Consider the following 13,811-nt stretch of genomic DNA (forward strand, 5'->3'; position numbering starts at 1 on the left):
CCTCGATGAGCCAGGTTGGCAGGCTCATTTGGGTTGAATCGTGCAGGTTCAGCGCAAGGAGAGCGCTTGCCGCACGAAGGCTTCGAGATTTCCGTCCTGAAACAAGAGGCCCTGAATGCCCGCAGCCTCGGCCGCCTCCAGGTCACTTGGCTTATCGCCGATCAGGATGCTTCTGTCGGCTGCTACCGGGAAGCGCTTGAGGAGGTCGGTGATCATGCCAGGCCCGGGCTTGCGACGGTCGCTCACGCGCCGATAACGCTCGATGATGGCTTCGGGATGGTCGGGACAATATTCGAACGCATCGATGTGCGCGCCGATCGTCGCCAGCTCCTTCGAGATCCAGCGGTGGAGAGCCTGGACGTCGCTCTCCTCGAAGAGCCCGCGGGCAACACCCGACTGGTTGGTGACGACAAAGGCAAAATAGCCCGCGTCGTTGACGAGCTTGACCGCCTCACGGGCGCCGTCTCTCCACTCGAACTTGCTCGTCTCGAAGACGTAGCCGTGATCGTGATTGAGCACGCCATCGCGGTCGAAAAAGACCGCCGGGCGCACCATTGCCGCAGTCATCTGCCGTCCCTGATCGTTGTGAACTCTCCTCACAGCTCTTCAAGTGGTTTGTCAAGGACCCGAAGCCGATTGCCAGCCGCAGTGGTCGCCGGATCAGACGCGCGATCTCAGCAGCTTTTGGACACGCCACGATATGAGGGTGATGATTGCAACCGTCACCAAGATCGGCACGACCGTGAGCTCGACGGGCTTGTCATCGAGCAATGACGCTCGTCCGGTGGCGCCGAGGAAGGTGAACAGGAAGACCTGCGGGGCGCTGAACACCAGGGTGGCCAGAATGAACGACACCAGATGGATTCGTGTAAGTCCGAAGAGATAGTTTTGCAGCGCACTGGGCACCGGGGCACCCAGCCGCATGAGAGCGACGATGCGCCATCCTTCCTTGTCGACAGCTTCGGCTATCGCTTCCAATTTGGATCGTTGTTCGAGCTTTCGTCGAAACCACTCGGACGCGACATGACGCGCCAGCAGGAACGCCAGCGTTCCTCCTGCCGTGCCGGCCACCAGGATGATGGGAGCCGCACCAATCCCAAACGACGCGCCGGCCGCAACGATCAGGATCGTCCTGGGAAAGACGATCAGCGCCGCCAACCCGAAGAATAGCGCGAGAGCAGCACCCGATGTGACCGAAAGATGCCCCAAGCCCTGGAATGCCTCGATGATGTAGTCCGTCATGGGCGTTTGCTTTGCGCCATCTGGCCAGACCAATCAACCCGTCCCGAGACCCACAAGAGAGTGTATCCGGACCTTTGCGGAGGCCTATTTCTTGATTGACCCGCCTCGTGGCTTAGGGCAGTAGTAGCAACTTACGGTAGTTCATTTTTTTAATAGTCGCGAAATATCCGTGGGCAAGGACGTTTCCCCTGCGTCGAAGATGCGACGCGCGACAGTCTATTCGGTTGGGATAGCGGGCGGCGTAGTGCTCGCGCTAATCGTGTTTTTCGGCCTTCTTGATGATGCGCTTGAGAAGCGAATGTTCAGGAATTGCCTGACGGCTCACCCGGACAGGCCGCTCCTCTGCCAGACCGAGGAGCGCGGATCACGGCTCAGATCTTACGTGCCTTGATTTCCTGCTACCAAAATCGACCGATGCGCGTCCGTGCCGCCAAGGGAGCGCTTATCGCTCGTCCGCGATCACCTTGCCGTCGTTCGGGAGCGCGCCCGGACTGACCAGCTCGATACCGCCGCCGAGCTTCGTCACCGCGCGCAGGGTGGCGGCGATCTCATCGCGTAAGCTGTCGCTCGCGACGGCCGTTTCCGCTTTAAGCGTCATGGCGTCGGTCTCGCCCTCGCGCGTGACGATGAGCCGCAGGCGGCCGAGCGCGGAATGGCGCTTGCCGATCTCGGCGACCTGCTCGGGCCGGACGAACATGCCCTTGACCTTGGTGGTCTGGTCGGCGCGGCCCATCCAGCCCTTGATGCGCATGTTGGTGCGACCGCAGGGACTGGTGCCCGGCAGCGCGGCGGTGAGATCGCCGAGCGCAAGCCGAATCCAGGGGTGGTGCGGGTCGAGCGAGGTGACGACGATCTCGCCGACATCGCCCGGAGCCACGGGATCGCCGGTGCCGGGCTTGACGATCTCCAGGATCAGATCCTCGTTCACGACCATGCCCTCGCGCGCTTCGGTCTCGAAGGCGATGAGGCCGAGATCTGCGGTGCCGAAGGCCTGGTAGGCGTCGATGCCGCGCGCCTTGATCTCGGCCTGGAGCGAGGGCGGGAAGGCCGCGCCCGAGACCAGCGCGCGCTTGATCGAGGAGACGTCGCGCCCCGCAGATGCGGCTGCATCGAGCAATATCTTCAGAAAATCCGGTGTGCCGCTGTAGCCGACCGGACGATAGGCTTCGATCAGCTCGAATTGCTGCTCGGTATTGCCGGGGCCGGCGGGGATCACCGCGCAGCCGAGCGCGCGCGCCGAGGCGTCGAAGATGAAGCCGCCAGGGGTGAGGTGATAGCTGAATGTGTTGAGCACGACGTCATCGGGGCGGAATCCGGCCGCAAACAGCGCCCTCGCGCCGCGCCAAGGGTCGGCCTGCCGCCCCTCCGGCTCGAAGATCGGGCCCGGCGAGGTGAAGAGGCGGGCGAACGAGCCCGGCGCCGCCGCGACGAAGCCGCCAAAGGGCTGGGAGGCCTTGTGCAGGGCCGGCAGCTCCGACTTGCGCAGCACCGGCAAGCCCGCCAGCGCCGCCCGGGAGGTCACGGCGGTGGGGGCAATGTCCTTCAGCCGCTCGGCATAGGCTGGCGCTGCTATCGCGCTGCGTAGGACCTCCGGCAGGCGGGAAAACAGCTCGGTCTCGCGCGCGGCCGGTTCGCGCGTCTCACGGGCGTCGTAATGGGCGGTCATGACGGGTCTTTCCGGGTTGGCATCCGTTGCGCGCCGCCGCCGGCATGGGTATCAGACGGCCATTGGCTCGGCTTGAAGAGGACGCGATGGCGGACGAAGGAATGATTGCGGCGGGCGTCGTCGCGCGCCTGAAGCGCCGCATGATCGAGGACGCGCTGCCACTGTGGTCGACGACCGGCTGGGATGACGCCGCAGGCGGCTTCATCGACCGGCTGCACCGCGACGGCACGGCAGACACCGCCGCGCCGCGGCGCGTGTTCGTCCAGGCCCGCCAGATCTGGTGCTACGCCAAGGCGGCGCAGATGGGCTGGTACCCGCAAGGGCGCGCCATCGCGCTGAAGGGGCTGGAGCACCTCCTGGCTAAGGCGAAGGCGCCCGACGGCAAGCCTGGCTATGTGCACCGACTGACGCCGGAGGGGGCGGTGCAGGACGCGCGGCGCGATGCCTATGACCACGCCTTCATCCTGTTTGCGCTCGCGACCGTCTACACCCTCGACCAGGACGCCCAGGTGCGCGCCGAGATCGACGCGCTGCTCGCCTTCCTCGATGGCCACCTGCGCTCGCCGCATGGCGGCTTCCACGAAAGCCTGCCGGTCTCGCTGCCGCGCCGGCAGAACCCGCACATGCACCTGTTCGAGGCGATGATCGCGTGCTTCGACGCGACCCACGATCTGTCGTTCCAGAACCGCGCCGGCGAATTCTTCGCGCTGTTTCTCGCCAATCTCTACGACAAGCAGAAGCACATCCTGACCGAGTATTTTGAGGAGGACTGGTCGAAGATCGAGCCGGTCAGCGTCGAGGCCGGCCATCAGGCGGAATGGGTCTGGCTGCTGAAGGGTTTCGAACGCATCACGGGATGCCCGACCGGGCAGCGCCGCGCCGAGCTGCTCGCGACCGCGCTGCGCTATCGCGACGAGGCGACCGGCTGCCTCACCGACGAGGGCGATGCTGTCGGCAACATCCGCCGTGCGACGCGCCGGCTGTGGCCGCAGACCGAGATGGCGAAGGCGTGGATCGCGCAGGCCGAGTCCGGCGAGGCGGGCGCCGCGGACGAAGCGCGTGCGACGCTGGTGCTGCTCGAACGGCATTACCTCAGCCATCCCGTCAAGGGCGGCTGGTACGACCAGTTCGATCGCGACGGCAAATCGCTGGTCGACACCATTCCTGCGTCGTCGTTCTATCATGTTCTCTGCGCAGTCACCGAAGCGGAGCAGGTGCTCGAGTGAGTTTCAGAGCCATCGCTTGCGGCGCTTGAAACTCTTGAGGTTCTTGAAGCTTTTGCGCTGGTCGCCGGCGCCGCCGAGGTAGAACTCCTTGACATCTTCGTTGTCGCGCAGCTCGTCGGCGGTGCCGTCGAGCACGACCTTGCCCTGCTCCATGATGTAGCCGTGGCTCGCCACCGACAGCGCGGCGCGCGCGTTCTGCTCGACCAGCAGGATGGTGACGCCGAGGTCGCGGTTGATCTTCTGGATGATGGAGAACACCTCTTTCACCAGCAGCGGCGACAGGCCCATCGACGGCTCGTCCATCAGGATCATCTTCGGGCGCGCCATCAACGCGCGGCCGATCGCGAGCATCTGCTGCTCGCCGCCGGAGAGATAGCCGGCAAGGCCGGTGCGCTCCTTCAGGCGCGGAAAATAGTTGAAGACCATGTCGAGATCGGCATCGACCTCGCGGTCCCTGCGGGTGAAGGCGCCGAGCTTGAGGTTTTCAAGCGAGGTCATGTCGGCGACGATGCGCCGGCCCTCCATCACCTGGAAAATGCCGCGGCGGACGATCTTGTCGGGATCGATGCCGTTGATGCGCTCGCCCTCGAACAGGATCTCGCCGCGCGTAACCTCGCCGTCCTCGGTCTTGAGCAGCCCCGAGATCGCCTTCAGTGTCGTCGACTTGCCGGCGCCGTTCGCGCCCAGCAGCGCCACGATCGCGCCCTTGGGGACGTCGAGGCTGAGGCCGCGCAGCACCAGGATGACGTCGTCATAGACGACCTCGATGTTGCGCACGGCGAGGAGGGGAGGCGCGGGGACGACGCTGGGGGAGGTGCGAACGGCTTCTGCGGTCTCGGTCATGTTTCATAACTCTCTGCTGTCGTCGCCCGGCTTGACCGGGCGACCCAGTATTCCAGAGACGCCTGAGATTCACGGAGAAGTCGCGGCGTACTGGATCCCCCGCCTTCGCGGGGGATGACAGTTGTGTGTGGGGAAACGGCGTGGCTCACCAGCCCAGCAGCTCCGGCTTGCGCGGCAACTCGACGGTCTTGACCTTCTCGAGCTTGATCGTGCCCTTGGCCATGAGGTCGTTGAGGTCGCCGTCGGTCGCGCCCGACACCTTGGTGCGGTAGAGGTCGACCTTCAGCGTGCCGCGGTGGTCCTTGTCGGTCCAGGTCGAGGGATTGCAGACGCCCTCCATGCCGGCCGGCACCCAGTCCTTCTTCTGATAGAACCCCTTGGCGACGTTCTCGCCGGTGGCGCCGCCGTTCTTGGCGGCCCAGTCGAGCGCCTCCTTCATGTACAGCGCCGAACAGACCGCGGCGATGTAGTGCACCGGGCGATAGACCTTGCCGGTGGGGTCCGACATCTTGGAGATCTCCATCACCGTCTTCATGCCGGGCGCATCGCCGCCCCAGCTCACCGCGGTGCGCAGTGGGAAGATGACGCCGTTGGCGGCATCGCCCGCGGTCTTGGCGGCGTTCTCGTCCATGCCCCAGACATTGCCGAGGAATTGGATGTCGACGCCGGCGGTCTTGCAGGCCTTCATCACCGAGATGTTGGAGGCCGCGGTGTTGCCGAGATAGGCGTAGTTGGCGCCCGAGGATTTCAGGCTGAGGCACTGCGCGCTGTAGTCACCCGGGGAGAGCGCGAACACCAGCGGCGGCAGCACTTCGAAGCCGAGCTCCTGCGCCATGGCTTCGCCGGCGCCTTCGGCGCGTTCGGATAGGGATGGTTGGCGCCCATGTGCACGAATTTCGGCTTGCCGGACTTGCCCTTGGCCTTCCAGTCCTCGGCGGCCCACATCAGCATCGCGCGCAGCGAGTCCGAATAGCTCGGGCCGTAGAAGAAATTGTAAGGCGCGGGCTTGGCCTTGCCGCTGACCCCTTCGGGATCGGTGAGCGCGGCGGCATAGGAGCCGGACATGTCGGGAATCTTGTCCTGTGCGAGGAAGCCGGTCAGCGCCTCGGTATCGGCCGTGCCCCAGCCCATGATCGCCGCGACCTTGCTGTCCGGCGCCGACCATTTCTTGTACAGCGCGATCGCGCGCGGCACCTGGTAGCCATAGTCGTTGGTGTCGACATTGAGCTGCTTGCCGTTGACGCCGCCATTCTTGTTGACCCAGGCAAAGGTGTCGGCGACGGCCTGGCCGTAGGGCGTGCCGACGTCGGAGGTGCCACCCGAGTAATCGGCGAGGTGGCCGATCGCGATCTGCGCCTGCGCGCCCGCCGAGAATGCGGCAATCGCGATCGCGAGCGATGCGGTGCTCAAAAGGGATTTTGTCTTCATTGGTTGCCTCCTCCTGTTTATTCGTTGGTTCGTCAGTTTCCGTGCTCAGTGCGAGAACGGGTAGAGTTTCCAATACGCCTTGATCTGCCGCCAGCGATGCGCAAGCCCGTCGGGTTCGAACATCAGGAATGCGATGATGATCACCCCGATCGCGATCTCGCGCAGGAAGGTGATGTTGTTGTTGAGCGACAGCGCCTTGTCGATCGCGCCGCCCTTCAGATAGAGGCTGATGAACTCCATCGTCTCCGGCAGCAGCACCACGAAGGCGGTGCCCATCAGCGTGCCCATGATCGAGCCGGTGCCGCCGATGATGATCATGGCCAGGAACAGGATCGAGCGTTCGATGCCGAAACCCTCCTGCGAGACCACGAGCTGATAGTGCGCATAGAGCGCGCCGGCGATGCCGGCGAAGAAGGCGGCGAGGCCGAACGACAGCGTGCGGTATTTGGTGAGGTTGATGCCCATGATCTCGGCGGAGAGATAATGGTCGCGGATCGCCACCAGCGCGCGGCCATCGCGCGTGCGCATCAGATTGGTGACGAGGATGTAGCTCACGAGCACATAGGCCAGCACGACGTAGAAATACTGCTTATCCCCGCGCAGCGTGTAGCCGAAGATCGAGAATGGCTCGGCGCTCGCCGGCACCGAGCCGCCGGAGAACCATTCGGCGCGGGAGAAGAAGTCGAGCAGGATGTATTGCGCGGCCAGGGTCGCGATGACGAGATAGAGGCCCTTCAGCCGCGCGGCCGGAATGCCGAAGATCAGCCCGACCAGCGCGGTGACGATTCCTGCGAGCGGGATCGCGAAGAACACCGGGATCGGCGCATTGTTGGAGATGTAGGCCGAGGTGAAGGCGCCGAGCAGGAAGAAGGCGGCATGCCCGATCGAGATCTGGCCGGTGAAGCCGACCAGGATGTTGAGGCCGAGTGCTGCGATCGAGAAGATACCAATCTGGATCAGGATGCTGAGCCAGTATCCGCCAAGGAATTGCGGCACGAGGCAGAGCAGCAACACGCCGGCGATCGCGAAGTTGCGGCTGGTCGTGGTCGGGAAGATCGTGGTGTCCGCGGCATAGGAGGTGCGGAAATCACCAGCGGGGATGAGGGCAGGGCCGGCCATAGGTCAGATCCGCTCGATGTCGTGGGTGCCGAACAGGCCGTAAGGCTTGATCATCAGCACGATGATGAGGACGTAGAACGGCGCGATCTCGTAGAGATTGCCCCAATGCAGATATTGGCTGTCGACATATTGGGCGACGTTTTCGAGCAGGCCGATGATGATGCCGCCGAGCACGGCACCGCCGACCGAATCGAGCCCGCCGAGGATCGCCGCCGGAAACACCTTGATGCCGTAGGCGGCGAGCCCCGAGGATACGCCGTTGACGACGGCGACGACCACGCCCGCGACGGCAGAGACCGTCGCCGAGATCGCCCAGGCCATCGCGAACACGCTCTTGACGGAAATGCCGAGCGACTGCGCGACCTGCTGGTTGAACGCGGTGGCGCGCATCGCCAGGCCGTATTTCGAGGCGCGGAAGAACCAGGCCATGCCGATCATCATCGCGACCGAGACCACGAGGCTCATGACATAGACGGTCTGGATCTGGAGGCCGAACAGGCTCACCGACTGGCTCTCGAAGACGCGCGGGAACGGCTGCGGGTTGACGCCGAACATCCATTTCAGCGTCGCCTGGAGCACGGTGGAGAGGCCGATCGTCACCATGATTACCGAGATGATGGGCTCGCCGATCATCGGCCGCAGGATCAGCACCTGGACCGCGATGCCGAACACGAACATGAACACCAGCGTGATCGGCATGCCGATCCAGAACGGCACCTGGTATTTGGCGAGCAGCGCCCAGCACACCCAGGCGCCGACCAGCAGCAATTCACCTTGCGCGAAATTGACGACCTGCGTCGCCTTGTAGATCAGCACGAACGACATCGCGACCACACCGTAGAGCGTGCCGACGACGAGGCCGTTGACCAGGAGTTGGATGAGGAAGGCGCTGTTCATGTCGGTTGACCCAGCTCGTCATTGCCGGGCTTGACCCGGCAATCCATCGATGCGGAAAGAAGATTGTTCGGAAGAGGATGGATGCGCGGGTCAAGCCCGCGCATGACGGCCATTTGTGTCACTCCGCGGCCTCCGCGATCTGCCCGTGGCCGCCGAGATCCACCACGCGCAGCGTGGTGCGCACCCTCTGCGTGGTGCCGTCCTGGAAGCGGATCACGGTGTCGACGGGGATGTCGGCATCGCCGCGATAGATGGCGTCGATGATGCCTTCGTATTTCTCGTTGATGACGCCGCGGCGCACTTTCCTGGTGCGGGTGAGCTCGCCGTCGTCGGCGTCCAGTTCCTTATAGAGCAAGAGGAAGCGCGAGATGCGCTGGGCCGGCGGCAGCGTGGCGTTGACGGTCTCGACCTCCCTCTGCAGCAGCTTATAGACCTCGGGCCGCGAGGCGAGGTCGCTGTAGGTGGTAAAGGAGAGGCGGTTCTTCTCAGCCCATTTCGAGATGATGGAGTAGCGGATGCAGATCATCGCCGCGAGCGCGTCGCGGCCGGCGCCGAGCACCACGGCCTCCGCGATATAGGGCGAGAACTTCAGCTTGTTCTCGATGAACTGCGGCGAGAAGCGCTCGCCGCGCGAGGTCTCGGCGAGATCCTTGATGCGGTCGATGACGACGAGCTGCTGGTTGGCGTTGAAATAGCCGGCATCGCCCGACAGCATCCAGCCGTCCTTGATGTCGGCAACGCTCGCCTCGGGATTCTTGTAATAGCCGAGGAACATGTTGGGATGCCGCACCACGATCTCGCCGACGCCGTGGACATCGGCATTGTCGATGCGGATCTCGACGCTGTCGGCCATCGGCACGCCGGTCGTGTCAGGATCGACCTTGCCCTCGGGGTGCAGCGTGTAGGCGCCCAATAGCTCGGTCTGGCCGTAGAGCGTGCGCAGCGGCACGCCCATGGCCTGAAAGAACTTGAACGTATCAGGCCCGAGCGCCGCGCCGCCGGTGGCGGCCGAGCGCAACCGGGTGAAGCCGAGGCGGTCGCGCAGCGCGCGAAACAGGATCGCGTCGGCCAAGCCGGACCGCTTGCCCTGTTCGAGCGCGGCAAGACCCGACTTCATGCCGATGTCGAACAGCCGCTGCTTGAAGGGCGTCGCGTCCATCACCTTGGCGCGGACGTCGGCGGCGATCGATTCCCAGACCCGTGGGGCAAAGAGCACGAAGGTCGGCGCGATCTCGCGCAGATCGTTCATCATCGTGTCGGGCTCTTCGACGAAGTTGATCTTCATCCGGCAGAGCAGACCTTTGCCGAGCACGTAGACCTGCTCCATGATCCAGGGCAACGGCAGCACCGAGACGTATTCGTCGTCCGGCCCCTTCGGATCGAAGGCGAGATAGGTCGCGCAATGGCCGAGCACGCGGCCGGCGGCGAGCATCGCGAGTTTTGGATGCGAGGTGGTGCCTGACGTCGTGCAGAGGATGGCGACGTCCTCACCCTTGGTCGCGTCCACCAGACGGTCGTAAAGCTCCGGCTCCCGTGCGGCCCGCGCGCGGCCGAGCTCGGCAAATTTCTCCGCCGACATCAGCCGCGGGTCGTCGTACTTCCGCATTCCACGAGGATCGGAATAGATGATGTGCTTCAGCTTCGGCACGCGGTCGGCCAGCGTCAGCAGCTTGTCGACCTGCTCCTCGTCCTCGGCGAAGACGAGCTGCGCCTCGCCGTAGTTCAGGAGATAGGAGGCTTCCTCATCCAGCACGTCGCGATAGAGCCCGAGGCTCAATCCACCGATCGCGTGCGTGGCGACTTCCGCCGCCACCCAGTCCGGCCGGTTGTCGCCGATGATGCCGATCACGTCACTCCGGCCGAGGCCGAGCTCGATGAGGCCGAGCGCGAAATCGCGCACCCGCGTCTGGTAGTCGTTCCAGGTGAACAGGCGCCAGAGCCCGAGATCCTTCTCGCGCAGCGCGATCTCGTTGCCATGCTCCTTCGCGTTGAGCCGGAGCATCTTCGGATAGGTGTCGGCCTTCGCGACGCGGCCTGCATAATCCATCATGCCGCGCTCTCCTGTGCGGGCGGGGCATCGTCGGGATCGACCAGCGCCTCGTCTTCTTCACCAAGATAGGCGCGCTTGACGTGGGGATCGGCGAGCACGGTGGCCGGATCGCCCTCGGCGATCTTGCGGCCGAAATCCAGCACCATGACGCGGTGGGAGATGTCCATCACCACCCCCATGTCGTGCTCGATCATCACCACCGTCATCCCGAACTCCTCGTTGAGGTCGACGATGTAGCGAGCCATGTCCTCCTTTTCCTCGAAGTTCATGCCGGCCATCGGCTCGTCGAGGAGGATGAGGCGCGGCTCCAGCGCCATGGCGCGGGCGAGTTCCACGCGCTTGCGCAGGCCGTAGGGCAGGGTGCCGGCGGTCGCCTTGCGCACCGACTGGAGGTCGAGGAAATCGATGATCTCTTCCACCTTGCGGCGATGCTCGAGCTCTTCCTTGCGCGCGCCGGTGAGCCAGTACAGCGATCCCGTGAGGAAATTGTTCTTCAGGAGGTGATGGCGCCCGACCATGATGTTGTCGAGCACGCTCATGTGGTGGAACAACGCCAGATTCTGGAAGGTGCGGCCGATGCCGAGCGTCGGACGCGCGTTCGGCGTCAGGCCGGTGATGTCGCGGCCCTGGTAGAACAGCTGGCCTTCGGTCGGCTTGTAGCGACCGGAAATACAGTTCACGATCGAGGTCTTGCCGGCCCCGTTGGGGCCGATGATCGAGAACAGCTCGCCCTCCCTGATGGCGAAGCTGACATCGGTCAGCGCACGGACGCCGCCGAATCGCAAGGACACGCCGCGCACTTCGAGACTGGTAGCCACCAAACAAATCCCTCCCGGTGATGGCGCATTCAGTGGCGCTCTTCGTCCGTTCGTCGGTGCGATCCTAGTACGGCCGAGCCGGCGAGGCCATGCAGCGATTGGTCCCGACCGGAGCCGCGCCACTTTGATCCCGAACGGGATCAAAAGCCGCATCGCCCAAGGTGGCTCTCAATAGGGGAAAGCGCTATTTTGAAATGTCTCCGGCCTGACAATTCTGCGACAAAGTTTTTCGGACCGAGGCGGCCTCCATCTTTCGTCGGATGGCAGCGGAATTAATCATGTTGCAATGCAACAGAAGGGCGGAGTGACAAGACGGTGCGGCTGGCCCGGGGATCATGATTTCAGAGGATCATCTGAAGCGCGTCGCCGCCTGGTCGCGCGAGCTCACGCCAGCGGAGATCGAGGTCGCTCGCGCCGGGATCACGGAGCGGTCCTACGGCACCGGCGAGACCGTGTTCATGCGTGGCGACACGTTTGCCTATTGGGCCGGCATGGTCAGCGGGCTCGCGCGGATGGGCGGGGTCTCGCGCGATGGCAAGGAGACCAGCCTTGCCGGGCTGACGGCGGGGGCCTGGTTCGGCGAGGGCAGCGTGCTCAAGAATGAGCCGCGCCGCTACGACGTGGTCGCGCTGCGCAACAGCCGCGTCGCGTTGATGGAGCGCAGCGCTTTTATGTGGCTGTTCGAGAACAGCGTCGGCTTCAACCGCTTCCTGGTGCGCCAGCTCAACGAGCGGCTCGGCCAGTTCATCGGCATGCTCGAGGTCAATCGCACGCTGGACGCCACCGCGCGTCTCGCTCGCAGCATCGCCTCGCTGTTCAATCCGATCCTGTATCCGGAATCGACCCGGCATCTGGAGATCACCCAAGAGGAGATCGGCGCGCTCTCGGGCATGTCGCGCCAGAACGCCAATCGCGCGCTGAACCGGCTGGAGAAAGAAGGTCTGCTGCGGCTCGAATATGGTGGCGTCACCATCCTCGATATCGAGCGGCTGCGCGGGTATGGGGATTAGCGCGCGTTGGCGGGAGCGTGGACAGGCCAGAGGTCGGCGCGCCAGCGGATCGCGATCGCCAGCATCGCGACGAAGCCGGCGGCGGCGTAGAGCGACCCGGTCGCAGAATAGCCGATGACGTCGATCAGGCTGCCGGCCGCGAGCAAGCCGATCGGCAGGCCGTAGATCACCATCATGCGTACGCCCATTACGCGGCCGCGCAGATGCGCGCTCGCGGTGCGCATCAGGATCACGGCCGCCGAGATCATCGACATGCTCTGGGCGATGCCGGCGAGCACGAGACAGGCCATCGCCACCGGCATGGTCCTGATCTCGACGAACACCAGCAGCATGGCGTACCAAGCCAGCGTCGCCCCAATCAGCAGCCGGGCGATGCGCAATCCGCTGATGAGGCTGAGCGTGATCGAGCCGATCAGCGAGCCGACAGCGAAGCTCGCCGAGAGGTAACCGAGGCCGGTCTGGTCGGTGTGAAAGATCTCCCGCGCAATGTAGGGCAACAGTCCACCGGTGAAGGGAAACGCGGTGAGATTGGCCAGGAAGGCAACGCAGAGCGCAGCGCGCATTCCCGGGCCATTCCAGGCGTAGACGATCCCTTCCTTCAGATCGTCCAGCAATCGTGACACCGCGTGGCTGTTTGCCGGAAGATCGCTCGTGGTGACGGTCCTTTTGGGCCGGGTCAGGCAGAGCATGAGAAGCGCGGCCACGAAGTAGAGGCAGGCGATCGCGACATAGACGAGGCCGATGCCGAGCACGGCGAACAGTCCGGCGCCCGTCAGCGCTCCGGCGATGCGGGCGCTGTCCTGGGTCGTACGTGCCACGCTGATGGCGCCCACGAGGTGCTCGGCCGGCATGATGTCAGCGAGCAGCGCGCCGCGCACGCCGAGATCCGATGGACGGATCAGACCCATGATCGCAACGATGATCATGACGTTCAGCGGCGACAAATGACCGGTCAGTGCCAGGGCCATGATGGTCGACGAGAGCACGGTATAGGCAAGACGCATCACGACCAGGAGATCGCGATGACCGATGCGGTCGCCGATCATGCCGAACACCGGTGCGACCAGCGTCCCGACGAACTGGAGCGAGGCAAGCACGGTCAGCAGCAGCACCGAGCCGGTCTCGACCATGATGTACCAGCCAAGCACCAGCGTCTCGACCTCGAACGCCCAGGAGGTGAGCAGGTCGGACGGCCACTGGAAGCGATAATTGCGGATGCGGAACGGCGCGAGCGCGGAAGGTCTCGTGGGTGTGCTCAAGATGCGTTGACGGGTTTCAGGGCGATTCCCGGTCCTTATTATTTGTTCTTCTGTTCGGCAGGGTAGTCCAGGCGATGCGTCTGTCAATTGGCGCTACCGCATGCCGCCATGCTTGCCGATGATCTACGGTGCGTCTGTGCGTCTGCAGCATTGCCTCGTTACCCAGCCGATACGAAGAGGCAGACGAGCCACCGCTTGCTCTTCTGGCGCACAAAGCCCATTCTGGTCCGCATTCTGAGGCCCATTTGATAGG

The 13,811-nt window shown here is 64.3% G+C and carries 12 protein-coding genes and 1 pseudogene; 2 read left to right on the forward strand and 11 right to left on the reverse strand.

Translation table 11 applies throughout. The features are described from left to right. Window positions 1-48: 48 nt before the first annotated feature. The 3 genes from FOM02_RS07400 to FOM02_RS07410 form a co-directional block, all read right to left on the reverse strand. Complete coding sequence (locus FOM02_RS07400) at window positions 49-555, reverse strand: D-glycero-alpha-D-manno-heptose-1,7-bisphosphate 7-phosphatase (RefSeq protein ID WP_265441529.1); 507 nt, start codon at window positions 553-555, stop codon at window positions 49-51. A 105-nt stretch (window positions 556-660) separates the two neighbouring features. Next, complete coding sequence (locus FOM02_RS07405) at window positions 661-1,242, reverse strand: TVP38/TMEM64 family protein (protein WP_265441530.1); 582 nt, start codon at window positions 1,240-1,242, stop codon at window positions 661-663. A 442-nt stretch (window positions 1,243-1,684) separates the two neighbouring features. After that, window positions 1,685-2,908, reverse strand: coding sequence for a phenylacetate--CoA ligase family protein (locus FOM02_RS07410; protein WP_265441531.1), 1,224 nt, complete (start codon window positions 2,906-2,908; stop codon window positions 1,685-1,687). Window positions 2,909-2,994: 86 nt separating this feature from the next. On the opposite strand from FOM02_RS07410, the gene FOM02_RS07415 reads away from it, so the two are divergent. Continuing rightward, window positions 2,995-4,134, forward strand: a complete 1,140-nt coding sequence (locus tag FOM02_RS07415) for an AGE family epimerase/isomerase (protein WP_265441532.1) — start codon at window positions 2,995-2,997, stop codon at window positions 4,132-4,134. Between the two features lie 3 nt (window positions 4,135-4,137). Here the strand turns inward: FOM02_RS07415 and FOM02_RS07420 are convergent, their stop codons facing one another. From FOM02_RS07420 to FOM02_RS07450, 7 genes and pseudogenes are all read right to left on the reverse strand, one after another. After that, window positions 4,138-4,977 (reverse strand): ABC transporter ATP-binding protein, encoded by an 840-nt coding sequence (locus tag FOM02_RS07420; protein WP_265441533.1) that lies wholly within the window; start codon window positions 4,975-4,977, stop codon window positions 4,138-4,140. Window positions 4,978-5,122: 145 nt separating this feature from the next. Further along, window positions 5,123-6,405 (reverse strand): annotated as a pseudogene (locus FOM02_RS07425) (ABC transporter substrate-binding protein). Window positions 6,406-6,450: 45 nt separating this feature from the next. Continuing rightward, the gene (locus FOM02_RS07430) at window positions 6,451-7,524 is read right to left on the reverse strand and encodes a branched-chain amino acid ABC transporter permease (protein WP_027564920.1); all 1,074 of its coding nucleotides are present in this window, start codon (window positions 7,522-7,524) and stop codon (window positions 6,451-6,453) included. 3 nt (window positions 7,525-7,527) lie between these two features. Continuing rightward, the gene (locus tag FOM02_RS07435; protein ID WP_027564919.1) at window positions 7,528-8,421 is read right to left on the reverse strand and encodes a branched-chain amino acid ABC transporter permease; all 894 of its coding nucleotides are present in this window, start codon (window positions 8,419-8,421) and stop codon (window positions 7,528-7,530) included. After that, entirely contained in the window at window positions 8,418-8,534 is a 117-nt protein-coding gene (locus FOM02_RS07440; RefSeq protein ID WP_156950839.1) for an ABC transporter, read from the reverse strand. Before FOM02_RS07440 ends, FOM02_RS07435 begins: the two co-directional genes overlap by 4 nt. Before the next feature lie 5 nt (window positions 8,535-8,539). Then, entirely contained in the window at window positions 8,540-10,471 is a 1,932-nt protein-coding gene (locus tag FOM02_RS07445) for a long-chain fatty acid--CoA ligase (RefSeq protein ID WP_265441534.1), read from the reverse strand. Continuing rightward, entirely contained in the window at window positions 10,468-11,289 is an 822-nt protein-coding gene (locus FOM02_RS07450; RefSeq protein WP_027564917.1) for an ABC transporter ATP-binding protein, read from the reverse strand. Before FOM02_RS07450 ends, FOM02_RS07445 begins: the two co-directional genes overlap by 4 nt. Before the next feature lie 335 nt (window positions 11,290-11,624). Between FOM02_RS07450 and FOM02_RS07455 the strand changes: the two genes are divergently transcribed. After that, window positions 11,625-12,299 (forward strand): Crp/Fnr family transcriptional regulator, encoded by a 675-nt coding sequence (locus tag FOM02_RS07455; RefSeq protein WP_027564916.1) that lies wholly within the window; start codon window positions 11,625-11,627, stop codon window positions 12,297-12,299. Here the strand turns inward: FOM02_RS07455 and FOM02_RS07460 are convergent. After that, entirely contained in the window at window positions 12,296-13,558 is a 1,263-nt protein-coding gene (locus tag FOM02_RS07460) for an MFS transporter (RefSeq protein WP_265441535.1), read from the reverse strand. The two genes, FOM02_RS07455 and FOM02_RS07460, sit on opposite strands and share 4 nt — an antisense overlap. Window positions 13,559-13,811 lie beyond the last annotated feature (253 nt).

Origin of the sequence: Bradyrhizobium sp. SEMIA, assembly GCF_014844175.1 — a bacterium.
Classification (GTDB): Bacteria; Pseudomonadota; Alphaproteobacteria; order Rhizobiales; family Xanthobacteraceae; genus Bradyrhizobium; species Bradyrhizobium arachidis.

What these genes read in the sequence shown, in the direction of transcription:
- FOM02_RS07430 (WP_027564920.1), bottom strand. Translation starts at nt 7,524, where the DNA reads ATGGCCGGCCCTGCCCTCATCCCCGCTGGTGATTTCCGCACCTCCTAT.
- FOM02_RS07455 (WP_027564916.1), top strand. Translation starts at nt 11,625, where the DNA reads ATGATTTCAGAGGATCATCTGAAGCGCGTCGCCGCCTGGTCGCGCGAG.
- FOM02_RS07415 (WP_265441532.1), top strand. Translation starts at nt 2,995, where the DNA reads ATGGCGGACGAAGGAATGATTGCGGCGGGCGTCGTCGCGCGCCTGAAG.
- FOM02_RS07400 (WP_265441529.1), bottom strand. Translation starts at nt 555, where the DNA reads ATGGTGCGCCCGGCGGTCTTTTTCGACCGCGATGGCGTGCTCAATCAC.
- FOM02_RS07445 (WP_265441534.1), bottom strand. Translation starts at nt 10,471, where the DNA reads ATGATGGATTATGCAGGCCGCGTCGCGAAGGCCGACACCTATCCGAAG.
- FOM02_RS07420 (WP_265441533.1), bottom strand. Translation starts at nt 4,977, where the DNA reads ATGACCGAGACCGCAGAAGCCGTTCGCACCTCCCCCAGCGTCGTCCCC.
- FOM02_RS07440 (WP_156950839.1), bottom strand. Translation starts at nt 8,534, where the DNA reads ATGGCCGTCATGCGCGGGCTTGACCCGCGCATCCATCCTCTTCCGAAC.
- FOM02_RS07410 (WP_265441531.1), bottom strand. Translation starts at nt 2,908, where the DNA reads ATGACCGCCCATTACGACGCCCGTGAGACGCGCGAACCGGCCGCGCGC.
- FOM02_RS07435 (WP_027564919.1), bottom strand. Translation starts at nt 8,421, where the DNA reads ATGAACAGCGCCTTCCTCATCCAACTCCTGGTCAACGGCCTCGTCGTC.
- FOM02_RS07405 (WP_265441530.1), bottom strand. Translation starts at nt 1,242, where the DNA reads ATGACGGACTACATCATCGAGGCATTCCAGGGCTTGGGGCATCTTTCG.